The sequence below is a fragment of the Virgibacillus sp. Bac332 genome (assembly GCF_003667785.1).
GTDB classification, from domain to species: domain Bacteria; phylum Bacillota; class Bacilli; order Bacillales; family Amphibacillaceae; genus Virgibacillus; species Virgibacillus salarius.
Map to the genome: position 1 here is coordinate 4,252,339 of NZ_CP033046.1, position 24,542 is coordinate 4,276,880.

The 24,542-nt window shown below is 37.3% G+C and carries 23 protein-coding genes and 1 riboswitch; of the genes, 3 read left to right on the forward strand and 20 right to left on the reverse strand.

Translation table 11 applies throughout. The features are described from left to right. Window positions 1–37 precede the first annotated feature (37 nt). The 3 genes from D9782_RS20865 to D9782_RS20875 all read right to left on the reverse strand — a co-directional run bounded on the left by D9782_RS20865 (window position 38) and on the right by D9782_RS20875 (window position 2,548). Window positions 38–784, reverse strand: a complete 747-nt coding sequence (locus D9782_RS20865) for an alpha/beta hydrolase (protein WP_121605640.1) — start codon at window positions 782–784, stop codon at window positions 38–40. A 97-nt stretch (window positions 785–881) separates the two neighbouring features. Further along, on the reverse strand, window positions 882–1,115 hold the full coding sequence (secG, locus tag D9782_RS20870; protein ID WP_021289023.1) for a preprotein translocase subunit SecG: 234 nt from the start codon (window positions 1,113–1,115) through the stop codon (window positions 882–884). Window positions 1,116–1,507: 392 nt separating this feature from the next. Further along, window positions 1,508–2,548 (reverse strand): M14 family zinc carboxypeptidase, encoded by a 1,041-nt coding sequence (locus tag D9782_RS20875; protein WP_121605641.1) that lies wholly within the window; start codon window positions 2,546–2,548, stop codon window positions 1,508–1,510. A 169-nt stretch (window positions 2,549–2,717) separates the two neighbouring features. Here D9782_RS20875 and D9782_RS20880 point away from each other — a divergent pair, with 169 nt between their 5' ends. Together D9782_RS20880 and ptsP are read left to right on the forward strand one after the other, a co-directional pair. Continuing rightward, complete coding sequence (locus tag D9782_RS20880; protein ID WP_026681622.1) at window positions 2,718–3,641, forward strand: alpha/beta fold hydrolase; 924 nt, start codon at window positions 2,718–2,720, stop codon at window positions 3,639–3,641. Between the two features lie 159 nt (window positions 3,642–3,800). Beyond that, entirely contained in the window at window positions 3,801–5,513 is a 1,713-nt protein-coding gene (gene ptsP, locus D9782_RS20885; RefSeq protein WP_121605642.1) for a phosphoenolpyruvate--protein phosphotransferase, read from the forward strand. Window positions 5,514–5,694: 181 nt separating this feature from the next. Here the strand turns inward: ptsP and D9782_RS20890 are convergent, their stop codons facing one another. The 14 genes from D9782_RS20890 to rpoN all read right to left on the reverse strand — a co-directional run bounded on the left by D9782_RS20890 (window position 5,695) and on the right by rpoN (window position 19,894). Further along, entirely contained in the window at window positions 5,695–6,675 is a 981-nt protein-coding gene (locus D9782_RS20890) for a nucleoside hydrolase (RefSeq protein ID WP_026681624.1), read from the reverse strand. A 62-nt stretch (window positions 6,676–6,737) separates the two neighbouring features. Beyond that, window positions 6,738–7,526, reverse strand: a complete 789-nt coding sequence (locus D9782_RS20895; protein ID WP_026681625.1) for a TatD family hydrolase — start codon at window positions 7,524–7,526, stop codon at window positions 6,738–6,740. Further along, a complete protein-coding gene (locus D9782_RS20900) occupies window positions 7,519–8,259 on the reverse strand; it encodes an ABC transporter ATP-binding protein (protein WP_026681626.1) in 741 nt (246 codons plus the stop codon). Before D9782_RS20900 ends, D9782_RS20895 begins: the two co-directional genes overlap by 8 nt. Beyond that, the gene (locus D9782_RS20905) at window positions 8,252–9,022 is read right to left on the reverse strand and encodes an ABC transporter permease (protein WP_026681627.1); all 771 of its coding nucleotides are present in this window, start codon (window positions 9,020–9,022) and stop codon (window positions 8,252–8,254) included. Before D9782_RS20905 ends, D9782_RS20900 begins: the two co-directional genes overlap by 8 nt. After that, the gene (locus tag D9782_RS20910; protein ID WP_026681628.1) at window positions 9,022–9,312 is read right to left on the reverse strand and encodes a thiamine-binding protein; all 291 of its coding nucleotides are present in this window, start codon (window positions 9,310–9,312) and stop codon (window positions 9,022–9,024) included. Before D9782_RS20910 ends, D9782_RS20905 begins: the two co-directional genes overlap by 1 nt. Window positions 9,313–9,315: 3 nt before the next feature. Next, window positions 9,316–10,329, reverse strand: a complete 1,014-nt coding sequence (locus D9782_RS20915) for an ABC transporter substrate-binding protein (RefSeq protein ID WP_026681629.1) — start codon at window positions 10,327–10,329, stop codon at window positions 9,316–9,318. Between the two features lie 315 nt (window positions 10,330–10,644). Continuing rightward, window positions 10,645–10,754: riboswitch (TPP riboswitch) on the reverse strand. A gap of 342 nt (window positions 10,755–11,096) precedes the next feature. After that, window positions 11,097–12,383 carry a phosphopyruvate hydratase gene (eno, locus tag D9782_RS20920; RefSeq protein WP_026681630.1) on the reverse strand — a complete coding sequence of 429 codons (1,287 nt, stop codon included), beginning with the start codon at window positions 12,381–12,383 and terminating at the stop codon, window positions 11,097–11,099. 25 nt (window positions 12,384–12,408) lie between these two features. Further along, entirely contained in the window at window positions 12,409–13,944 is a 1,536-nt protein-coding gene (gene gpmI, locus D9782_RS20925; RefSeq protein ID WP_026681631.1) for a 2,3-bisphosphoglycerate-independent phosphoglycerate mutase, read from the reverse strand. Further along, a complete protein-coding gene (gene tpiA / locus D9782_RS20930; RefSeq protein WP_121605643.1) occupies window positions 13,941–14,699 on the reverse strand; it encodes a triose-phosphate isomerase in 759 nt (252 codons plus the stop codon). The genes gpmI and tpiA overlap by 4 nt, the downstream gene beginning before the upstream one ends. A gap of 22 nt (window positions 14,700–14,721) precedes the next feature. After that, window positions 14,722–15,903: a phosphoglycerate kinase gene (gene pgk / locus D9782_RS20935; RefSeq protein WP_121605644.1), complete on the reverse strand. Its 1,182-nt coding sequence runs from the start codon at window positions 15,901–15,903 to the stop codon at window positions 14,722–14,724. Between the two features lie 135 nt (window positions 15,904–16,038). Beyond that, on the reverse strand, window positions 16,039–17,046 hold the full coding sequence (gene gap, locus D9782_RS20940; protein ID WP_121605645.1) for a type I glyceraldehyde-3-phosphate dehydrogenase: 1,008 nt from the start codon (window positions 17,044–17,046) through the stop codon (window positions 16,039–16,041). Between the two features lie 37 nt (window positions 17,047–17,083). Next, entirely contained in the window at window positions 17,084–18,112 is a 1,029-nt protein-coding gene (locus D9782_RS20945; RefSeq protein WP_121605646.1) for a sugar-binding transcriptional regulator, read from the reverse strand. A 254-nt stretch (window positions 18,113–18,366) separates the two neighbouring features. Further along, on the reverse strand, window positions 18,367–18,609 hold the full coding sequence (locus tag D9782_RS20950) for a glutaredoxin family protein (protein WP_080668693.1): 243 nt from the start codon (window positions 18,607–18,609) through the stop codon (window positions 18,367–18,369). A 1-nt stretch (window position 18,610) separates the two neighbouring features. After that, window positions 18,611–19,894: an RNA polymerase factor sigma-54 gene (rpoN, locus tag D9782_RS20955; RefSeq protein ID WP_121605647.1), complete on the reverse strand. Its 1,284-nt coding sequence runs from the start codon at window positions 19,892–19,894 to the stop codon at window positions 18,611–18,613. Window positions 19,895–20,158: 264 nt separating this feature from the next. Here rpoN and D9782_RS20960 point away from each other — a divergent pair, with 264 nt between their 5' ends. Continuing rightward, complete coding sequence (locus D9782_RS20960; RefSeq protein WP_121605648.1) at window positions 20,159–20,554, forward strand: ribonuclease HI family protein; 396 nt, start codon at window positions 20,159–20,161, stop codon at window positions 20,552–20,554. Between the two features lie 31 nt (window positions 20,555–20,585). Here the strand turns inward: D9782_RS20960 and D9782_RS20965 are convergent, their stop codons facing one another. The 3 genes from D9782_RS20965 to D9782_RS20980 form a co-directional block, all read right to left on the reverse strand. Continuing rightward, window positions 20,586–22,115 (reverse strand): solute symporter family protein, encoded by a 1,530-nt coding sequence (locus D9782_RS20965; protein ID WP_026681639.1) that lies wholly within the window; start codon window positions 22,113–22,115, stop codon window positions 20,586–20,588. After that, complete coding sequence (locus D9782_RS20970) at window positions 22,112–22,468, reverse strand: DUF485 domain-containing protein (protein WP_026681640.1); 357 nt, start codon at window positions 22,466–22,468, stop codon at window positions 22,112–22,114. Before D9782_RS20970 ends, D9782_RS20965 begins: the two co-directional genes overlap by 4 nt. A gap of 1,030 nt (window positions 22,469–23,498) precedes the next feature. Then, the gene (locus D9782_RS20980) at window positions 23,499–24,425 is read right to left on the reverse strand and encodes a fumarylacetoacetate hydrolase family protein (RefSeq protein WP_121605650.1); all 927 of its coding nucleotides are present in this window, start codon (window positions 24,423–24,425) and stop codon (window positions 23,499–23,501) included. Between the last annotated feature and the right edge of the window lie 117 nt (window positions 24,426–24,542).

Here is a 24,542-nt window from a genome sequence, read left to right on the forward strand (position 1 = left end):
TCTTTCTATTATTGTTAACGTTCTTTGTTGAATATAATCATTCTTCCCAGTTTAATGTTTCAAGGAATTGATAAATATCTTCAAATACTTGTTCTTTCTCTTTATCCATTGTGATTACATGTCCAGAGTCCTCATACCAATGAATTGCTTTTTGATCAGATTCGACATTATCATAAATATAATTTGCACTATCCGTATTTATCATGTTATCTTTTCTCGCCTGAACTACCATCGTAGGTGTGTAGATTGTATCCACTTCATTTTTGACCTCATTAATAAATTTTCCTAGGTGAGTAAATACATCGGTTGAATTCTTCAACAGTTCCTCAACTTCTTTTTCGATAACATCTTTATCTTTTCTTTCTAATTGTTTGTACTCTTTAGCAAATGCTGTAAATCCTTTGGTTAGCTGTGTTTCATTATCAAAAAACATAGGAGAACACATCGTTATGACTGCTTTTGTTTTTTCGGTATAGGCAATTTTCAAGCCTAATACTCCTCCTAAGGATAAGCCAGCTACTGCTATTTCATTGTATCCAAGTTCCTTTAAATGTTGATAGGCTTCTTTTACATCTTCCCACCATTCATCTGGTGTTGCCTTTACTAATTCTTCTGGTGGTAGTCCGTGTCCACGATAAATAGGAGCATGACTTGTATATCCTCGTTTTTCTAAATACCTTCCTAGCATTCGGACATCTGCAGAATGCCCAGTAAAGCCATGTAGTAATAATACCGCACGCGGTCCAGCTTCAAACGTAAAAGGTTGTGGTTGTTTAACTTTCATTCTTACTGCAACTCCTTCTGCTTTCTTTCTTTATCTACTTTACCCTTTTTACCTTAAAGTAAAAACCCTTACCACTATTAGTGATAAGGGTTCGTATCTATTGTAAAACATATGCGCTCAGAAAAGCTAGTACAAAAAATATTACGGCTGTTACGATCGTTCCTCGGTGTAAAACAAGATCAATGCCTCGTGCTTTCTGTTTCCCAAATAATTGTTCAGCACCACCGGAAATCGCGCCAGATAAGCCTTCACTTTTCCCAGACTGCAATAATACAAGTACAATCATAATAATTCCATCAATCACTAATAATACATTTACGATTCCTAGCATATTTGTATGATACCCCCTGTAACATATAACCAAACAAAAAATCTGAATTTCATCCGTTACCACATATGCCGTACCTAGCATACTTGAACCTACTTATAACTTTAGCATAACTTACTTTGTCATAGCAAGCTTTTTCGATTACGTTAGACAATTGACCATGAAGAGTATAGTACGAATTACGCCGGCAGAATTACTAATGCTTTAAATAGATCTTGTCACGTCTTCTCTATCCCCCGGCGTCCCTTATTTTCCAGTTGTTTTCTCTGTGGAAAGGCTTTGAGAATAATCGATATATTTTTATTTAAAACCACAGTACGGAGAAATGGAAAACCTTGCGACTGACATATCCTACCAAACCTTTGATACGGAATAGAAATACACATTAAATCAGTTTATTCTGTTGTTCTCCTTGTCTGATAAGGTAAAGAATCCCAAAAAGAGGTATCTTTTGACTCAATCGATCTATCAGCAATTGCCCTAACTGTTTCCTCCAGTGTAATGACTGTTTGCTTAATTAAATATCCATTACTTTTTTGACCAAGTACATACGATTCCCATTCATGATCTGCCATTCCACGCATTTCAAATAGTAATGTCGAAATACCATATTCTACTGCAATTCCATTTCGACTAATCGTCTCCGCCGAACCTCCCTGATATTTACCGATATGTCCCCATCCTTTAGAGTCAATAGCATCATATACAACTGCACCTAATTGTTTCGACTTTTTAACTACCGTCTCATTAGCATTGTCTGTAGTTGGATACAATATAGAGCCCGAAACTAGTTTACCATCTACCTCACTTTGGGTTGCTTGATGGTGTAAATCAATCATATAATCAACATCGTAGGGACCAAGTACATTGTCATGTAATGCTTTTGTTTCTGGTTGTAATCTTTCAACATGATCTCTATTTAGATCCACTTCATTTGCGTTATATCTCGTTAAATGATGGTCTCCACTAGCAATATAATCATCTAAAGGAAAGTTTACATCTCCCATCGCACCATCTACATTTAGTCTAGGAATGATAAGGACGTTTACGTCCTTGAGAATACCTTTCATTTTTCCGGTTCCAAGTTGTTTAATAAACTGTAATGCTCCCTCAGTAGTTAATGCTTCATTGCCATGCTGCTGAGTGAGGAACAAAATAGTAGGATTTTCTGGATTCTTGATATATTTTACTAAGTGTAGATCTCTGCCCTTTACCGATTGACCAATTACTTCTAATTCCATTGCTTCTTGCTTTGCTTCTTGCTTATGCAAGAAATCTACTAGTTCTTGATGCGAATGAAGAATCGAATTCGTAATGGTTTCCTTCCCGTTATAATTTGGACCTTCTCCCACTGCATTTACTATTGGTGTCCCAATGGCTGTTGTTCCAAGTATTAAGGCCCCTGTAATTGAAAGTGTTATCCATTTGTTTTTCATGATTGTATCACTCCTATTTTTTAATCTTTGTCATTAAATGATTCTATAAAAATTGTCGAATCCCTTTCTTTTTATCAGAAAATAAGGAATAATACTTATGCATAACATCATCATTCCACTAATAAGACTATTTGTGCAGAAGTGGGAATACAAACGGAGGAGGAGTAAAATGAATCTTAAAAATACCTTTTGGTACACATCACCAGATAATGTTGATATCTTTGTTCAAAAGTGGGAACCCAAAAAACAAGCTAAAGCAGTCATACAAATTGCACATGGTATGATGGAACATATCGAACGATATGAGAATTTTGCTTCATACTTAACTTCACAAGGTTTTATTGTTTATGGAAATGATCATCGAGGGCATGGTAGAACTGGTGAGAGACAGGGGAAATTAGGATATTTCGCTGATAGTCATGGATTTTTTAGGACTGCTGATGATCTCGTCCAGCTATCTAAACAAATTAAAGCAAGCCACCCTACGTTACCTCTATTTTTAATTGGTCATAGTATGGGCTCTTTTCTTATTCGCATTTTTATTCAGCAAAATAGTAGCTTAGTGGATGGCGCTATTCTATCTGGAACGGGTCATTTTCCTCGTTTAAAAACAATAGCCGGTAAGCAACTGGCTAGCTTCTTTTCACCAAAGAAAGAAGCACCGTGGATGAACAAGCTTGTATTTGGTACATATAATAAAAAAATCGCAGATGCTTCCACTGGCTATGAATGGTTAAGTAGTGATCATGTAACGGTTCAAAAATACGTAAAAGATCCATTTACAGGCTTTATCCCTACTGGTCGTTTCTTTTTTGACTTAATGGAAGGTTTACTTACTATGCAAAAGACAAGCAATAATAAGCATATTCGTCATAATTTTCCACTTCTCATCCTAAGTGGTGACTGTGATCCGGTCGGTAACTATGAAAAGGGGATCTGGAAGACAGCACGACTTTTTGAAAAAGCCGGTCTTGAAAGCATAACTACAATGGTCTTTACAAATGGTAGACATGAACTGTTGAATGAAGCAAATAAAGAAGAGGTGTATACTGCAATAAATAGCTGGTTACAAGCAAATATTTCCAGTATATAGAGTGAAACCCCGAATTCACTCGTACTTTTTAAATAATTTCTAACTTTTTTCCGTCTTTTTCGACAAACTTTAAATAAATTGTCGCTGATTGCTTGTACCTACTAATCCAAGGGGGTAAAATAGAGGTTGATTGAATTGTAGAAAGGTTGGGTAACAAATATGTCAAATGTTCAAGGAATTGCCGCTTCATCTGGAATTGCAATCGCAAAAGTATACCAGCTTGCATCTCCAGATTTGTCATTTGAAAAAGTATCTATCGACAATCCAGATGTCGAAATAGAGCGATTAGATAAAGCGCTTGAAATTTCTAAGCAAGAACTTGAGAAAATCAAGGCACATACTAAAGAAAATATCGGTGATGAACATGCCGAAATTTTTTCAGCCCATTTATTAGTACTTAGTGACCCTGAACTAATAAACCCTATTAAGGATAAAATAAAAGCTGAAAATGTCATTGCCGAAACTGCTCTTGAAGAAACAGCCAATATGTTTATCGATATGTTTAAGAATATGGATAATGCCTATATGCGTGAACGCGCTGCAGATATTCATGATGTAACAAAGCGAGTTATGGCTCATTTATTAGGGGTTACCTTCCCTGATCCTGCTTTAATTAACGAAGAGGTAATTGTCATTGCGAACGATTTAACCCCTTCGGATACTGCACAATTAAATCGTGATTTTGTTAAGGGCTTTGCTACTGATATCGGTGGCCGCACCTCCCATTCAGCGATTATGGCTAGGTCATTAGAAATTCCTGCGGTTGTTGGTACGAAAGAAATAACAGCATCTGTTAAAAAAGATGATACGATCATTGTTGACGGAAATGCAGGAATAGTTATTATCAATCCGTCTGAAGAAGAAATAGCAGAATATCGAAAGAAACAAGAAGCGTTTGCCGAGATGAAGCAAGAATGGGCTAAGCTAAAAGACGAGCCTACATTTTCGGAAGATGGAGAACAAGTGGAACTAGCTGCCAACATTGGTACTCCAGATGATGTTGAAGGTGTGCTAGCTAATGGCGGTGAAGGCATTGGACTATATCGTACAGAATTTTTATATATGGGTAAAAGTCAGCTCCCAACAGAAGAAGAGCAGTTCACTGCTTACAAATCAGTACTAGAGCAAATGGAAGGAAAGCCTGTCGTTGTTCGTACATTGGATATTGGTGGAGATAAGGAATTAAACTATTTAGACCTTCCTAAGGAACTAAATCCATTCCTTGGCTTCCGAGCTATTCGCTTCTGCTTAGAAAATGAGAATGTCTTTCGTCCACAATTACGTGCACTTTTACGAGCAAGCGTTTACGGTAACTTAAAAATCATGTTCCCGATGATCGCAACATTGGAAGAATTCCGCAAGGCTAAGGCTATTTTAATGGACGAAAAAGAATCCTTACTAAAAGAAGGTTTCGAAGTTTCCAACGACATTGAGGTTGGTATCATGGTGGAGATTCCATCCACAGCTGTAATCGCTAAGCAATTTGCAAAGGAAGTTGACTTCTTCAGTATTGGAACAAACGATTTAATCCAATATACGATGGCTGCTGACCGAATGAATGAGCAGGTTTCCTACCTATATCAACCATATAACCCTGCAATTCTGAACCTAATCCATACTGTTATTGAAGCAGCACATAGTGAGGATAAATGGGTTGGAATGTGCGGTGAGATGGCAGGTGACTCCATTGCTATTCCAATTCTACTTGGTCTTGGTTTAGATGAATTCAGTATGAGTGCAACGTCGATCTTACCGGCTCGTACACAACTTCGTAAGCTATCTAAAGAAAAAATGGTAGCTTATAAAGATAAAATCCTTTCAATGGGTACTGCTGAAGAAGTTGTAGAATTTATTAAAGAGAAAACAGAATAGCTATACAAATAAAGAAGGTGATTTCTCCCTGAGGTCATCTTCTTTGTTTATAAGATAGTATAAATGACTACTTCGTCATGACTCCCCTGTTTCAAGTTTAGATTGAACTGCTTGATAAACCTATTTGCAAACGCTTACTTATATTATAACATACTATTACTATTATAGGGAATATTTTCTTCTAGCTGAATCTTTCACCAGTCATAATGGACATGAAATCAATATAGAATTTTTGATAATCGAGATTAAAGGCAATACGATGGACTCTCCCACCTACCTCTTCACCATCTTGCATATCTTCTAAATTAACATATGGACGAATATCAGCAATACTTTGTCCCCTCACTATTCCTGTCTGCGCTTGAATGATATGAACAGGAAGATATTGATATGTCATCATATCAGGCTTTACAACGGCCATAAGTGTCAATACATCATGTAATGGGCTACCTTGAATCGATGGGTTGCGTTTTTTATAAAAATCATAATAATAATCCAGTAATACTTTCACAATACTAACGGAACCCATTCGATCAATATACTCAACCATTTGAGGTGTTGCTATCGCATATTTAGTGACATTAAGAGGAATAATGGTTACATTGTTTGCGTGAGCAAGTACTACTTGAGCAGCCACTGGGTCACCATGAAAATTAGCTTCAGAGACAGCTGTAATATTACCTGGTACCCAGAAAGCGCCACCCATAATGTAATATTCCTTTATGGTAGTCATTAATGATTTATATAAGATGAATAAGCTAGCTAAAGAAGTCAATCTTCCAATATTAACAATCACTAATTCATCTTTATACGTTTCAATTAAATCAATAATTTCACAGAAATTTTCGCTAATACCATTCTGCATATTTTTAGGGGGAATAATTGGTCCCAATCCATATTCCCCATGTATTTCCGGAACATATACTGGGGGTTCTCCAGTCATTGGAATATGTGCACCAGCAATTACTTTAATATCCTCTACCTCTTTTGTTGGAAAAAGACTGCGGATATATAAGATATTCGCAATTGCATTTTCTCTTGATACGTTTCCATAATCCGCCACAATGCCGATGACTTCTACATCATCGTTCAAATAAGCATAGATAAGCGCGATTGTATCATCAATACCTACATCACCAAATAACAACACTTTTTGAGACATAAAAACCCTCCATAAACATATGTCTTGTTAACATGATATTCCCATTCATACTCGTCCTATGTTCACTTGTCATTCTTAAGATGAAAGAACTGGGATGTATTAACATAAAGTTGTTCCTGTACATCAGGAAGAGGCATTTTTTTAATTGTCGCTATTTGTTTAATCGACTTATGGATCATTTTTGGATGGGTCAGTTGGTTGATAAACGGACCAGCAAACTGCCAAGGCCCATCCGTTTCCACCATCATATGAGTTATTGGGTATTTATTAACTAGCTGGTTAATTTCTCGTTCGTACATGACATCTGGTGTGATGGATATAAAATATCCATTCTGGCTCATTCGTTCCATTGTAGGTTTGTCACCCTTAAACCAATGAAACTGTGCATTGGTGATGGAATACTTTTCTAATAAATCACAGGCAATGGTAGCATCATCATAAACTGCATGAAGTACAATTGGCTTATTCCATTCTTTAGCTTTTCGTATAAATAATTCTAGTAATTCAATATATGGCTTTACCATTAAATTTGAATTTTCTTGTCGCTTGTAATAAGGTAGACCTACTTCACCTACCGCAATTGCTCTGTCTAGATTCGAGTCAATAAATTGTATTAAATCAGCTATATCATTATCGTTAGGTATTTCTTGTTCCGGATGAAATCCGAAAGCAGGTTTAACTGCGGAACATCTCTCCGCTAACCTTAAATTGGAAATTGACGATGCTAGGTTATTCGAAACAGAAATTAGTGAGCTAACATGATGCCGTTTCAAAGATTTAATAATTTCTGTTTGTTCCTCCTGTGTATACATATCTAAGTGAATGTGTGCATCAATAATGAAGCTATCCATTTGTAGCCCTCAATTCCTGATATATCCTTTTCTTATACTCTAGAAATGCTTCTGATAAAACTAACGCTTCCTCTCTTGGTCTTGAAAAAGGAATTGTGAATTCTTTTTTTATCGAAGCCGGACGAGCTGACAACACGATCACACGATCAGATAGAAATAATGCTTCTTCTATATTATGCGTTACGAAAAGGATTGATCGTTGATGCTCATTCCACATTGCTAATAACCACTTTTGCATGTCCAAACGGGTAAATTCATCCAATGCGGAAAATGGTTCATCTAAACAAATAACAGGCTGGGGACTTAAAATACTGCGTACAAAAGAAGCGCGCTGCTTCATTCCTCCAGATAATTCATGGGGATATGCATTTTCATATCCTTTTAAGCCAGCTCGTTCTAGCATTCGTTTTGCTTCTAATTCATCTTTTCTACCTGCAATTTCTGCCGCTAAGACAACATTTTGTAAAATCGAACGCCAAGGAAGTAAGGAATCTGATTGAGGCATATAGCTGATGAATCCCCGTTTGCCGATAATCTCTTTTCCATTTAATTTAATCGTACCGGAATTAGGTGAGGTAATCCCTCCAATCAGTCGAAATAACGTGCTCTTCCCACTTCCTGATGGTCCAACAATCGAAACAAACTCTCCGTTTCGCACCGTTAATGAAATACGATTAAGAATAGTAGTTTCCCCATATTTTTTTGTTAGATTTACAAGTTCTAAGTTACTCACTGATCTTCCCTTCTTCCGGTTTCCATTTAATTACTCTTTTTTCAATTAATGAAATACAACCAAAAAACAATAAACTTAACAGCACTATAAATAAGATAGCAACAAAGACACGATCTGTTCGGAAAGACGAAGATGCCAAAGTCATATATACTCCAATTCCTTCACTTGCACCAAGCCATTCAGATATCACCGCTCCCATTACGCTATATGTCGCCGATATCTTTAAACCACTAAACAAAGAAGGTAATCCATATGGCCACTCTAGCTTACGAAAGATTTGCCCTTTACTGGCACCTGTCATTTGCATATAGTGTTTCAGTTCTCCACTTGTTTGTCTAAATCCATCTAAAGCTGCTATAGTTATTGGAAAAAAACAAACAAGTGTAATAACAATTAATTTCGGCAATATTCCAAAACCAAACCAAATTACTAATAAGGGAGCTAAAATAATAATAGGTATATTCTGTGATATTATTAATAATGGATAAAAGGCTTCCCTAACTGTCGGAATGAGATGAAGACAAACAGCAACGAGCGTACCTACACTGCTGCCTATCATAAATCCGATAATCGATAGTTGGATAGTCGATTGTAGATGACTAGCATAATTTGGCCAGCCATTGACAGCTTCTTGCCATATTACACTTGGAGCAGGTAGTAGCCAAGCTGGGATCGAAAAAATACGACAAGCTATTTCCCAACTGATAAGGAAAAGGATGAGGACCAGAGCTGGTCGCCATCCCTTTTCTCGCAATCTTCTCATTAGCGATACTTCTCCGTTAATTGTTCCATGGAAGCTCCAGAAGGTTGATAAAGAACCTTCACCTGTGAAATAACATTTTCACAACCAATTTCAGTCATCCTTTTATTCATCTTCTCAATAATTCCAAATAGTTCTGCAAGATCACCTTGCATTGTAGTTTCTAGTGGACTTACCTGATACTTAACTCCGGAATGATCGATAATCTTAATCGCTTCATCCACATACGGAATAACATCTTCACCATTTTTCGTTTTCGGGATAATTTGAATACTAACTAGTGCATCTGCCATCATTTATTCCTCCTTTGTTTCTGGTAAAAACTCATTTGTAAATGCTTTTTCACTATCTAACGGTTTATCTAACAGCTCATTCTCATACATCCAATTGGCGTAATTCTCCCATACCTCTTGCTTTTGTTTCCCCCACTGGTCCGCATCATCTTGATACTTTGACGCTAACCAAGCTTGACTTGCTTTTACTAATTCTGCATCCAAATCAGGAACAGCGTTAATTAAGATATCAGCGGCTTCCTCTGGTTGCTCAATTGCTAGATTATAACCTTTAGATACTGCAGCTAAGAATTGCTTAACTGTTTCTGGATCATCTTTGATCATTTTTTCATTGGTAGCTAAAACCGGCGTGTAATAATCTAAATTTGACGAATAATCGGTTAAATACACCATATTAATTTCTTCATCACGGAGCTCTGCCTCTACACCAGTCCAACCATAATAAATCCACGCAAAATCAATATCTCTTTTCACCGCAGTAAAAAAGTCCGTATCGCCCATGTTGATAATATCAACTGATTCTACATTAGCATTTTCCTGCTGCATGAGTGAGGTTAGAACCGCTTTTTCTACCGGAGCTCCCCAGCCACCATATGTTTTATCTTCAAAATCTTTAGGTGTAGTAATCTGTTTATTCTTGGGTGAGGCAAAACCTGAGGTATTATGCTGTATAACAGCAGCAATGGAAACAATCGGTATATCTTGTACACGAGCTTCAGTAATCCCCTCCTGATAACTCACACCAAAATCTGCTTTACCAGATGCAATTAACTGATCTGCTCCCGCTTCACCAGGCATAATTATGTCCACATCAAGGCCTTGCTCTTCAAAATATCCCTTCTCTTTTGCAACATATAATCCTGTATGATTCGTATTTGGTGTCCAATCAAGTACAACAGAGATCTTTTTCTTTTCTGTTGAGTCATTGTTCTGCTGACTTTGTTCTTTCTCTTCTGTACCACATGCCGTTAATATAAGCAGTGTAATCCCTAAACTAAGCAGTAAAAGCTTCTTCAATGTTTTCCTCCTCTTGAATACCTTTCTCATTGTAAGGAACAGCGTATGTATCATCTTGTTTGACTGTAATTCCTTCGCTAAGAATAAAAGCGCAAACACCCGATTAGCAACGCAGCGACGATTCAACGGAGATAAAGGACTCACGGTGAGCTTGCGAGCCGATGATGATTTAGATTAGGGCGATTCATGATGAAGTAGCCTAGTTTCTGGGCGCTGGAGCTGGACGCAGCTCAACACGCAAATTTTATAATTTCTTAGACTATAAAAAATGCCCTAGATGGTTAATCACCATTAGGGCATATACAACTTAATATTTGATGTATCAAACATGTTCCCTACGCTGGTTTAAACCAGATCAGGTTCTAAGAGTCAGTACCTTACGGATACAATCTCAACCAGCAACACTGGTCCCCCTACAACTTTAGTATTCTATTATTAATTCCATAGTAACTATGACATAATTCGTCCATTTAATCAAGTTTAAGAAACTCAAAAAATATAGAAACTTCTATGAACATAGAAGCAACTTCTGCATAAAGTGACACTTTAATCAGTGGGGGTTTTATTTATCCCACATTGATTGTTAGCACCACAGACCTAAAATCCTTTGAACCGACCGGACATTTACCGGCAATCGATCCTCCACTTCCCCATAGTGGTTTTACTTTATTGCTTAAAGTGGATTATTACTGCCAGTTATATGTGTGGGATAAACCTATAAAAAACCTCTTAAAGTATAACCACCATACCTTAAGAGGTTTTCTTCCCTATTTATTTAGGTTATAGAACGCTGTCTTACCAGCATATTCACCCATGCCTGCTAGCTCATCTTCAATGCGAAGCAGTTGATTGTATTTAGCTACACGATCTGTTCGAGAAGGTGCACCTGTTTTGATCTGACCTGCATTAGTCGCTACAGCAATGTCAGCGATCGTTGCATCTTCTGTTTCTCCTGAACGGTGTGAGATAACCGCTGTATAGCCAGCGCGTTTTGCCATTTCGATTGCTTCGAACGTCTCTGTTAATGTACCGATTTGATTAACTTTTACTAAGATAGAGTTTCCAATACCTTGTTCAATACCTTTGGAAAGCTTATTAGTATTTGTTACAAATAAATCATCTCCGACAAGCTGTACTCGTCCACCAAGACGATCTGTTAATACTTTAAATCCATCCCAATCATTTTCATCTAGTCCATCTTCAATGGAGATAATTGGGTATTTGTTGATCATGTCTTCATACCAATCAACCATCTCTTCAGAAGTACGAACAACACCTTCACCTTTTAGATTATATTTACCATCTTCATATATTTCTGAAGCAGCAACATCCATTGCAAGCTTCACTTCTTCTCCTGGCTTGTAACCAGCAGCTTCAATTGCTTCCACAATTGTTTGTAAAGCTTCTTCATTAGAAGCAAGGTTTGGTGCAAATCCGCCTTCGTCACCAACAGCTGTGTTATACCCCTTTGATTTTAATACATTTTTCAATGAATGGAAAATTTCAGCACCCGTACGTAGTGCTTCTTGGAACGTTTCTGCTCCAACTGGCATAACCATAAACTCTTGAATATCTACGTTATTATCGGCATGCTCACCACCATTAAGAATATTCATCATTGGTGTTGGTAGGGTTTTTGCATTAAATCCACCGAGGTAGTTATATAACGGTACTTCAAGATAACTAGCAGCAGCATGTGCTACAGCCATGGATACACCAAGAATTGCGTTAGCACCAAGTTTGCCTTTATTTTCAGTTCCATCTAATTCGATCATTAACGCATCGATGATATTCTGACGAGTAACATCAATCCCAAGTAATTCAGGTGCAATTATTTCATTTACGTTTTGAACTGCTTTTAGAACACCTTTTCCAAGATAACGATCTTTATCACCATCACGTAATTCCACAGCCTCGTATTCACCGGTAGATGCACCGCTTGGCACAAGTGCAGAACCGAAGGCACCTGATTCTGTAAATACTTCCACTTCAACTGTCGGGTTACCGCGTGAGTCTAATACTTCACGTGCATATACATCAGTAATGTATGGCATAATTTTTCTCTCCTTTAATTTCCTTTTATTTAATTAATGATTCGCCAGTCATTTCTTCTGGTTTTTCAATACCTAGTAAATCCAATAAGGTTGGTGATAGATCAGCTAAAATCCCACCATCTCGTAATGTTATATTTTCTTCTGTCACAATTACCGGAACAGGATTTGTCGTATGAGCAGTCATTGGCTTACCTTCAAGCGTAACTACCTCATCAGAATTACCGTGATCAGCAGTAATAATGGCATTCCCGCCAAGCTCTTTAATTTTATCAACAATTTTCCCTAGACATTCATCAACTACTTCAATTGCTTTAATAGTCGGCTGTAATTTACCAGAATGTCCAACCATGTCCGGGTTAGCAAAGTTCAAGATAATTGCATTGTGTTCACCAGCATCAAGTTCTTTGAGCAACGCGTCCGTCACTCCATAAGCACTCATTTCTGGTTTTAAATCATATGTTGCAACCTTTGGCGAATCAATCAATACACGTTTTTCACCATCAAATTCTTTCTCACGACCACCACTCATAAAGAAAGTGACATGTGGATATTTTTCTGTCTCAGCAATACGTAATTGCTTCAAATTATGCTGAGATAATACTTCGCCAACTGTATTATCTAGGTTAACAGGTTCGTAAGCAACATAGCCATCGACTGTTTCACTAAAATTCGTTAACATTACAAAGTCCAAATTTTTTGGCACGTGCTCACCACGATCAAAATCACGAAAATCTTCATTTGCAAAGGTACGTGAAATCTGAATAGCGCGATCTGGACGGAAGTTATAAAAGATTATAGAATCTCCATCTTTAATTTTCCCAACTGCTTCACCGTTTTCATCTGTGATGACAGATGGTATAACAAACTCATCGTAAATTTCATTTGCATATGAATCGTCAACAACCTCTATTGGGTCTTGATATGCTGGTCCTTCTCCATATACCATTGCATCATACGCTTTTTTCACACGATCCCAACGTTTGTCACGATCCATGGAATAATAGCGGCCTGAAATGGTTGCAAATTGACCAACACCGTATTCCTTGATCTTATCCTGCGTTTGTTTAATATATTCTTTCGCTGTTTGCGGACCAACATCTCGTCCATCAAGAAATGCATGGATGTACACTTCTTTCAACTCATTATCTTTTGCTAGTTTTAATAAAGCAAATAAATGATTGATATGACTATGCACGCCTCCATCGGAAAGCAATCCAAAAACATGCAATGCTTTTTTGTTTTTCTTCGCATTTTCTATTGATTTTTTAAAGGCCTCTTTTTCAAAGAACTCGCCATTCTTAATGGACAAATTCACACGAGTTAAACTTTGATAAACGATGCGCCCAGCTCCAATATTTAAATGCCCGACCTCGGAGTTTCCCATTTGCCCTTCAGGTAGACCAACTGCCTCACCACATGCTGTTAATTGATTGTGAGCATAGGTATTCCAATAACGATCAAAGTTAGGAGTATTGGCTTGCTTTACAGCATTTCCTTTTTCCTCATCACGAAGAGCGAAGCCATCCAAGATGATTAATGCTGCTAATTTATCCTGTTTCATTTTTTACCTGCCTCCACTAATTGTAAGAAGGATTCTGGTTGAAGGCTAGCACCACCAACTAATGCACCGTCAATATCGGATTGTGCTAGTAACTCCTCTATATTAGCTGGTTTTACACTTCCACCATATTGAATAACTACATGGTCTGCTGTTTCCTTTGAAGTAAGTTTTGCAATAACTTGTCTAATATATGCACATACTTCATTTGCTTCAGCACTTGTAGCTGTTTTACCTGTACCAATTGCCCAAATCGGTTCATAAGCTATGATCGTTTCAGCCACTTGTTGGTCTGATAGACCTTCTAAAGCTTTAATCACTTGGTTTTCGACATGATCCATTGTTTCATTTGCCTCACGCTGTTCTAGGGTTTCACCAACACAAACAATTGGAACTAAATGATGATTAAATGCAGCATGAACTTTTTTATTCACCGTTTCGTCCGTTTCATTATAATATTCTCGTCGCTCCGAATGTCCAAGTACAACATGCGTTATACCTAAATCCTCTAGCATAACTGGACTTACTTCACCGGTAAAAGCTCCACTTTCTTCATAGTGCATCGTTTGTGCAGCAACTTTAAGATTTGTATCTTTTGTTTTATCAACAAGAGATGCTAAAAATGGGAATGGCGCACAAACAATTGCCTCTACATTCTTATCTTCAGGTATTTCTGCTCCGACTTCATCAACAAATTGATTCGCTTCTGTTGAAACTTTGTTCATCTTCCAGTTTCCAGCAATTACTTTCTTGCGCATCTTCTCACCTCATTATGTTTTATTATTTATCACTTAATGCTTCGACACCAGGTAGCACTTTTCCTTCCATAAATTCAAGGGATGCACCACCACCAGTTGAAACATGATCCATTTTTTCACTAAGATCAAATTTTTCAACAGCAGCAGCAGAATCGCCACCGCCAATTACAGTATATCCTTCTGTCGTTGCTAATGCATTTGCAACTGCCTTTGTGCCATTGGCAAATGCTTCCATTTCAAACACACCCATTGGTCCATTCCAGATGATTAGTTTCGAATCAGCAACGATTTGTGCATATTTCTTACTTGTTGCCGGTCCAATATCTAACGCTTCCCAATCAGCAGGAATCTGATCAATTGCTATTTCTTTCGTATTAGCCGTTTCCGCAAAGTCATCTGCTACAATCACATCAACGGGAAGGACAAAATTAACACCTTTATCCTCTGCTTTTTTCATAAAATCCTTAGCGAGTTCGATCTTATCTTCCTCTAACAAAGAGTTACCAATTTCGTACCCTTGTGCTTTAATAAAGGTATAAGCTAAACCGCCGCCGATAATTAAATTATCTACTTTATCAAGTAAATTATCAATGACATTTATTTTATCTTTTACTTTAGCTCCACCAATTATTGCCGTAAATGGTCGTTCCGGATTATCCAATGCTTTCCCTAATACTTCAATTTCTTTTTCCATTAAGAAACCTGCAGCAGCAGGAAGCTTCTCAGCAATACCTGTTGTTGAAGCATGAGCGCGATGTGCAGCTCCAAATGCGTCATTAACATAGTAGTCAGCCATACTTGCAAATGCTTGTACAAGATTCTCATCATTCTTTTCTTCGCCAGCTTCAAAACGAACATTTTCAATTAAAACAATGTCTCCATCGCTAACTTGTGAAACAGCTTCGTTTACTTCATCTCCGTAAACAGCATCCGTCTTCACAATTTCTTTACCGATTAAATCACTTAATCGGTCTGCAACAGGATCTAAGCGTAGTTCCTCTACAACTTCACCTTTAGGACGTCCTAGATGACTGGCAAGTATTGTTATTGCTCCCTGATTAGAAAGATATTCAATAGTTGGCAATGCTGCTCTGATTCTAGTATCATCAGTTACTTTACCATCTTTCATTGGAACGTTGAAATCAACTCGGCAAAATACTCTTTTTCCTTTTAGCTCAAGATCTGTTATTGATTTTTTGTTCATGTTCTTCTGCCTCCCTATTTTAGGAATATGTAGTTCTCATTACAATTTAGGGATTCCCTTATATGGGATCATTAGTCATGCAAATAAAAACATGGAAAACGGAGGAGGATTTGGTCCCTCCCCCGCTTATTTATCTTATAGTCCTTGTTTTTTCAAGAATGCAGCTAAGTCCACACAACGAGAAGAATAACCCATTTCATTATCATACCATGAAATTACTTTAACCATGTTATCTTCTAGTACCATTGTTGATAAACCATCTACAATAGAAGAATGAGTGTTACCAACAATATCCGATGATACAAGCGGTTCTTCGCTATATTCTAGAATTCCTTTTAACTCGCCTTCAGCAGCTTCTTTTAGTGCAGCATTTATGTCTTCTGCTGTAACATTTTGGTCAAGTTCAGCAACTAGATCAACCAATGAACCATCTGGAGTTGGTACTCGTACTGCACCACCATTTAGTTTACCATTCAGTTCAGGAAGTACTTTTCCAACTGCCTTAGCTGCACCAGTAGTAGTAGGAATAATGTTTTGAGCAGCCGCTCTTGCACGACGATAATCTTTATGCGGTAAATCAAGAATTTGTTGATCATTTGTGTAAGAATGGATTGTTGTCATTAGTCCACGCTTAATTCCAAATTTGTCGTGTAATACTTTTGCATATGGTGCTAAGCAGTTTGTTGTACAAGACGCATTAGAAATAATATTATGTTTAGCTGGGTCATACTGATCGTCATTTACACCCATTACCATTGTTAAATCTTCATTTTTACCAGGTGCAGAAATAATTACTTTTTTCGCTCCTGCATCGATATGTTTCTGAGCATCCTCACCATTTGTGAAGCGACCAGTAGATTCAATAACAACTTCTACACCAAGATCTCCCCAGCCTAAATCAGCAGGGTCGCGTTCTGATAATACTTTAATTTCTTTTCCACCTACTACAATGTTAGAACCATTAACAGAAACTTCTTCATCAAGATGTCCATGAATGGAATCATACTTTAAAAGATGTGCAAGCATGTTTGCATCTGTTAAGTCATTTACTGCAACCACTTCAACCTCATCATTCTTAAGAGATTGACGAAATACGTTACGTCCAATTCTACCAAAACCGTTAATTCCTACTTTTACTGTCATGTATATTCCTCCTAAAAAATTATTTACAATATTATATTTAAAGGGAAGTAGTTCCCCTTAAAATCTCTTCTGCCGCCGCTTCATCGGTTATTAGCAAGTCACTTTTTCCTTGTTTAAAAAAGGATGCTATTGCCTGGGCCTTTGACTCTCCACCAGCGATGGTTATGACATAAGGGATTTTTTTTAGATCTTCTAATTGAATCCCCACTGTCCGCACTTTATGAACCACATCGCCCTCGCTATCAAAATAATAGCCAAAAGCTTCACTCATCGCTTGATTTTCCTTCAGTTTTTTCACAACAGTTTCAGAAGTTTTTCTGCGGTGCGCCATCGTCAGTGCGTCTCCTACACCGTGTAATGCAATCGTAGCACTCTTTATTTGTTCCAATGTCTCATTTATCGATGGCTCCTGGATAATAGACTGGTAAGCTGATTCACTCAGTGGATCTGGGACATATAGTAGTCGGTAATCACCGTTGGCTTTTCGGGCCATCTCAGCAGCAATTGTGTTTGCTTGATTTTCAACTTTTTCACCAATTCCTCCACGAGCAGGGACAAATAAGGTACCTTCTTTATTTAGTGGTGTCATCATACTCGCTACTGCTGCCATCGTTGTTCCACCTGTTACAGCTATGGTACTATCCTCACCAACGATCGTTTTCAAAAAGGCAATACAGGCTTTTCCTAATTCTTGTTTTACCCATCCATAAGCATCACTATTACCCGGGACAACAATAACATTACTTATAGATAATGTATCCTGTAATTGCTCTTCTAAAACGCGTAACCCCATGATTTCACCCATAAATGAAGCTAAGCTCTCCAGTACTACTTTTCCCTCTTCCGAGATATACATTCCTTTTGCAGTAACTTGAATTAAATCTTGATGCTGCAGTAAGTCAATTTCTCCTCGAACACTTCTCTCTGTCATGTTGGTGTTGTCAGCAAGCCCCCTTCTACCAATTGGCTGTAATAAGTCAATACTTCGCAGAATTGCATAGCGTTGCTGCATAATTTCTAGAACATCTGGTAATAATTTTTTCTGTAAGTCAATCAGCTCTCTCATCAAAGGACTCCTTTATATATGGACATAAAAAGTCCCGGATGGTTATATCGCGTCCCGGAAGCACCAAAAAAATAAATCCTTCCTACAATTTTTATTATAGCAAAGATGTAAAATTACACAACTAAAAAGTATATTTATCTAAAAAAGCTTTTACTACTTTCTGTATGACCGTTTTTTTGCTACTTCGTAAACCGCTTACCTATCTTATAATAGTTACTAGGTTTAACGATTCGATAGTGGCATGATAAACGATGTCATACCTTAGCTTCTAGAGCCTCACTTAATACTGCAAAATTAAGCTGAGCAGCATCAATAGAAATGTCATCTATAACCACACACGGAATAAGCAGTTGATATGTCTCCAACCACTTATCATTCGTGTAAATATCTCGCTCTTCCAGTTTAAATGGATAGTCCCTCTGTAAAACTTCCAGCATGAACTTAGCATCATCACATAGTGGACAAGAATCTTTCGTATACAAAATGATGTTCAGCATGCTATCTCTCCTTCCGTTTGAGTGATGCCGGAATATTTAATTGTTCTCGATATTTCATCACTGTTCTTCTTGCGATTTGCAAATTATAATCAAGTGCTAACTTATTTTTTATCTTCTCATCCGATAAAGGATTTGTCTTATCTTCATTGCTAATTAGTTCAGCTATCATCTGCTTTACTGCTAAGGCAGATGCTTTTGAACCGTTTGCTTGTTTAATACCTGATTGCAAAAAGAAGTTTAGTGGCAGTACCCCATTCGTTGTTTGAACATATTTATTAGCTACCGTTCGACTTATTGTGGAAACATGCAGATCTAAATCACTTGCAATCTCTCTCAGAGTCAGAGGCCTAAGCATAGATGCTCCTTTTTCAAAATACATATGTTGCTTTTCAACAATCACCTGGATTACCCGCTCCAGCGTATCACTTCTATAGACAATAGCCTTTTTTAACGATTCTAGCTGATTTAATTTTTCTTTCACATAGTTAGCAGTTTGTTTTTCCTTAAAGGTACTATTTTGGTAATCCGTATTTATCGTAATTTTTGGAACGCTCCACGAATAAAATGATATCTTCCAGTTACCAGCCTCTTTAAAAATAGTAGCTTCTGGAATAATATAGTCAGCTTTTTTCGTTGTAAGAAGCTGACCTGGCTTAGGGTGGCAATTTTTAATATGATCAATGACTTCTTCAACGTACGAATGAGACACTCCATAGTGTTCTGATATTCGCTGAATATTATCATCTGCCAGCCATTCTATGTGTTCTTGTATGAGATCCTGCAAAAAGGCTGGTACGAACGACTGTGCTGCTAGTTGTAACTCAATACATTCAGATAATGATCTAGCACCTATACCAGCTGGTTCTAAGGATTGTATATGCTTTAAAGCTTCTTCTACTATTTCAATGGTAGTATTACACTTAGCTGCCCATATGTCCAATGATACATCTAAGTAACCGCTTTCATTTAATGAATCAATTCCAAACAAGACAACAGGTCTTATTTCCTCGGAAATAGAAAGCGTAAACAATTGCTGTTTTAATTGATCATATAAGGTCAACTCCGATGAATTGATTTCTCCAATAGAAACAGAGGTATCAGAAGAACGATACTGAACATGCTCATCATTATACCTAATTTCTTCAATGACTGGATTTTCTTTTTCTATTTCCCTTATATATTCCATCAGTTCCATACTAGACATTTGTAATACCTGAATGGATTGCATTAGGGACTGATTCATTTTCCATTGCAACACTTGCTCATTTACAAGTTGTAATTTCATGTCTATCCCCCCAATACTTCCCCTATCATTTATTTTGCCATAAATTTTTTATTACAGCTAGTTTATTAGCTAAAAAATAACGATAGGTTTTCTCCCTACTATCTACGCATGCTATAATAATGCTGAAGCTTCAATAATGCGATTCGTTTATCCATCGCTGTTAGTTAGTCCTACTACTGTCACTAAGATCTCGGCATATGCTCCGATTAGTTGACAGTAAAAACACAGTTGAAATGTATTTCACAAGTAAGGGAGTAATCAAGAATGATCGAAGTGTACACAGATGGTGCTGCAAATGGAGATCCTGGTCCAAGTGGTGCGGGGATATTTATAAAAAAAGGGAAAAATAATTATCATTATGCGTATCCATTAGGTATACTATCAAATCACGAAGCAGAGTTCTGTGCTGTAATTCAGGCACTTGAATTATGCAGAAAAGAATTCCCAGAGGAGATTCTTTCCTTTCGATCTGATTCTAAGCTAGTCGTCGATGTAATTGAGAAAGGATTCACTAAAAACCAAAAATTTTTGCCATTACTACAGAAAATACAAGAGGAAGCAGCACACTTTTCTTTCTTTTTTATCAAATGGATTCCCGAGAAACAAAACTTCCATGCTGATAAACTATCTAAAAAAGCCATTCATTTAAATAAAAGCTGACTCCGATGGAGAGCCAGCCATATTTACATTTCTATTCCCTATACCCGGTATTTGCTTTTACTTGAACTTCTGCATAATGGTTTAAATCTACTTCTTTAGAAAGCATAGTTCCAATATACCCGCCTAAAAAGCCTAATGGTACTGAAATCAATGCAGGATTGGTTAATGGGAAAATAGGTTCACCAACAAATATTGCTGCTCCTTCAATAGGTGAAAATACATTTGGACTAATCGAAACTAGAACAAGCGCTGATACGAGACCGAATAACATTGCCGTAATTGCTCCTGCTGTATTAAATCGTTTCCAATAAATTGTATAAAGGATCACAGGTAAATTGGCACTTGCCGCAACACAAAATGCTAACGATACAAGGAATGCAACATTCATTGTTTGTGCAAATAGGGCAAATATGATGGAGAATACGGAAACGCCTAAGGAAGCATAACGTGCTGCAAGCATCTGCTGCTTATCCGTTGCTTTTCCTTTTTTTATAATTTGTCCATAAATATCATGAGCAAAAGCGGAAGCTCCAGACAAAACAAGGCCAGCGACAACAGCAAGTATGGTTGCAAACGCTACCGCTGAAACGAATGACATTAGAAAATTTCCACCAAGTGCTTCTGCTAATAATGGAGCAGCCATATTACCAGCAGGATTTGCCGCAGTAATTAGCTCTTCCCCAACAAATGCTGCTGCTCCAAATCCTAGAAAGATAGTTAATACATAAAATATACCAACGACCCATGTTGCTGTTACGACAGAACTTCTTGCTGTTTTGGCATTTCTTACTGTAAAGAACCGCATTAAAATATGTGGCAGCCCTGCAGTACCGAGAACTAAAGCTAACATTAATGATATTGTATCTAGTGGTACGTTATACTTCAATCCTGGGTTTAAGTAATCTGCTCCATGACTAGTTACCGTTTTCATCTCGCTAAACATGCCTAGAATATTAAAATTAAACTTCGCCAATACCATAAATGCAATAATCACTGTACCAATCATTAATAATACTGCCTTAATAATTTGCACCCAGCTCGTTGCCGTCATGCCTCCAAATAAGACATATATTGTCATCATTACTCCAACTATTAGCACTGCAATCCAATAATCTATATCAAATAATAGCTGAATTAAAGCTCCTGCACCAACAAGCTGGGCAATCATATAAAATATGACAATAGTAATCGTGCTAAGCGCGGCAATTCCTCTTACTTTTTTAGCATCAAATCTTGCATTAATCATGTCTGCCAATGTATATTTCCCTAAGTTCCTAAGAGGCTCTGCTACTAAGAACATTACAACTAAATATGCTATTAAAAATCCAATACTATAAAAGAAGCCATCAAATCCGTAAAGCGCGATTGCTCCCGCTATGCCTAAAAAAGAAGCGGCTGATAGGTAATCACCTGCGATAGCAAGACCATTTTGCCACCCCTTTAATCCACCACCGGCAGTATAAAAATCTCCGGTTGTTTGCGTTTTTTTAGCTGCATAATAGGTAATTACCAAGGTAGCTATGACAATAATTAAGAAGAGTGTTACTACGGTAGCATTCATTCATGTCTACCCCCTAGCTGATTTTCAACGATTTCATCTGATTGGCGGTCAAAGCTTGCTGATTTTTTAACATAAACGGTACAAAAAACCCAAGTCATAATAAATTGGCAAAACGCAAAAATCCATGCCCAAGAGATATCGCCAATTACCGGCGTGTTTAAAATTGTAGAATACGAAGTTAAAATGGGTAACATAAAATAGAAAACTAAAAAGAAAACAGTAAGCGGTAGGATAAACTTTTTCCGTTTAGCAATTAAATTTTTAAATGCTTTACTTTCAGATACTGCAATGAAATCTGGCTTACCTTTCGAAAATTCTTCTTTTTTGAAATCGCTTTCAACACTCATGCTCATTCCTCCCTCAATTTTTCATTATTTATAAAGTGAAACTTCCATCCGTGGGGGAGTTTGTTTATCTCCCGCGGATGGTTAGGTGAACCAATCGGACATTTACTGGCAGTCGACCACACACTTATCCATATTCATTTCACTTTATCGCTTGAAGTGGGGGGCTTACTGCCAGTTATATGCGGGATAAAGTGAAACTTCCATCCGTGGGGAGTTTTGTTTATCCCCACGGATGGTTAGGTGAACCAATCGGACATTTACTGGCAGTTGATCCCCTCTTACCTATATTGGGTTCACTTTATCGCTTGAAGTGGGGGCTTACTGCCAGTTATATGCGGGATAAAGTGAAACTTCCATCCGTGGGGGAGTGTGTTTATCTCCCACGGATGGTTAGGTGAACCAATCGGACATTTACTGGCAGTCGACCACACACTTATCCATATTCATTTCACTTTATCGCTTGAAGTGGGGGGCTTACTGCCAGTTATATGCGGGATAAAGCGAAACTTCCATCCGTGGGGGAGTGTGTTTATCTCCCGCGGATGGTTAGGTGAACCAATCGGACATTTACTGGCAGTCGACCACACACTTATCCATATTCATTTCACTTTATCGCTTGAAGTGGGGGCTTACTGCCAGTTATATGCGGGATAAAACATAACCCTATTTTTCAATACTCAAATAGTATACTAACTTTAATAAATATTCAATCTATTTTAAAAATTTATTATAAATTAGGCTAAAAGTAATAGGTTAATTTTGATTAAATATCTGGATATTTAGGTAATTTCACACCACTTTCCTTCACACGGATTATAAAAAGAGAATATAAACAACGAATTTGATGCAAAAATAATAATAAGTTAATTTAGAATATTCGATATTTTTATAGAAATGAGCGCTTTTGAAATAGAAACATTTACATTGTTTTATTCTATTTGTATTCGAGTCAGTAGTAGTAAAAACAAAAAAGCCCCAATCGTCTGAAGTAGATAGATACAGACGAACTTGGACTTTCTCCAATAATTGCTATAACTTATTCCCTTATCTTATTTTCCATCTGGCCAATAGCTTCAATTTCTACTTTTACTACATCACCATCATGTAAAAATTGTGCTGGTTCCCTAGCAAACCCAACGCCATCCGGTGTACCTGTCATAATAATATCTCCTGGGTATAAGGTTATTAATCTCGAAATAAATTGTATTAAAAATGGAACATCAAAAATTAGCTGATTAGTGTTTGCAGATTGGCGTTCTTCCCCATTTACAAATGAACGAATTGATAGATTAGATGGATCTTTTAATTCTTCCGTTGTTACGATCCATGGTCCGATTGGTGTGCTACGATCTAATGTCTTACCTTGTAACCATTGGGGTGTTCGCTTCTGAAGATCTCGAGCTGTTGTATCATTAGCTATCGCATAACCCGCAACATAATTCAGTGCGTCATCCTTGAGAACTTTAGAAGCCTTTTTCCCAATTACAACTGCAAGTTCAACCTCATAATCAAGCTCGCTTGTAAAGGCAGGTTTTTCGATTACATCCTCTGGTCCAATTAAAGCATTATTATACTTTGCAAATATTACTGGATACTCGGGCATTTCACCTTTCATTTCCTCTACATGATTCGCGTAGTTTTTGCCTACACAGATGATCTTACTGGGTTTTTCAATAGGTGTTTTTAATCTGACATCATCTAGAGGGATTCTGTTTTCTCCTTCTTCTTTTTCAAGATTGTATTGAACTGCTTCATATGCTCGCTCAATTGCTGATGAACCGATTGCGAAAAAATGAGATGCATCACTAGGAAGATATTTTTCTAAATTCGCTATTATACCTTTCTTTTCATGTGAACTTAGCAATTGCCGATATGCATTCTGTACATCCAATACGTAGTTATCTAATACACAGCCAATTCGCGATTCTTCTTTTCCCTTTATGCAGTAATTGACTAATTTCATACCTACACCTCTTTCATTTAGTCAGTAGCAATAATTTTATCAATATTTATAATAAAAGCACAAGTACTCCTCCCATATCAACTCGCGCTTAGAGAACAGACAGAAAACTGAATGAGT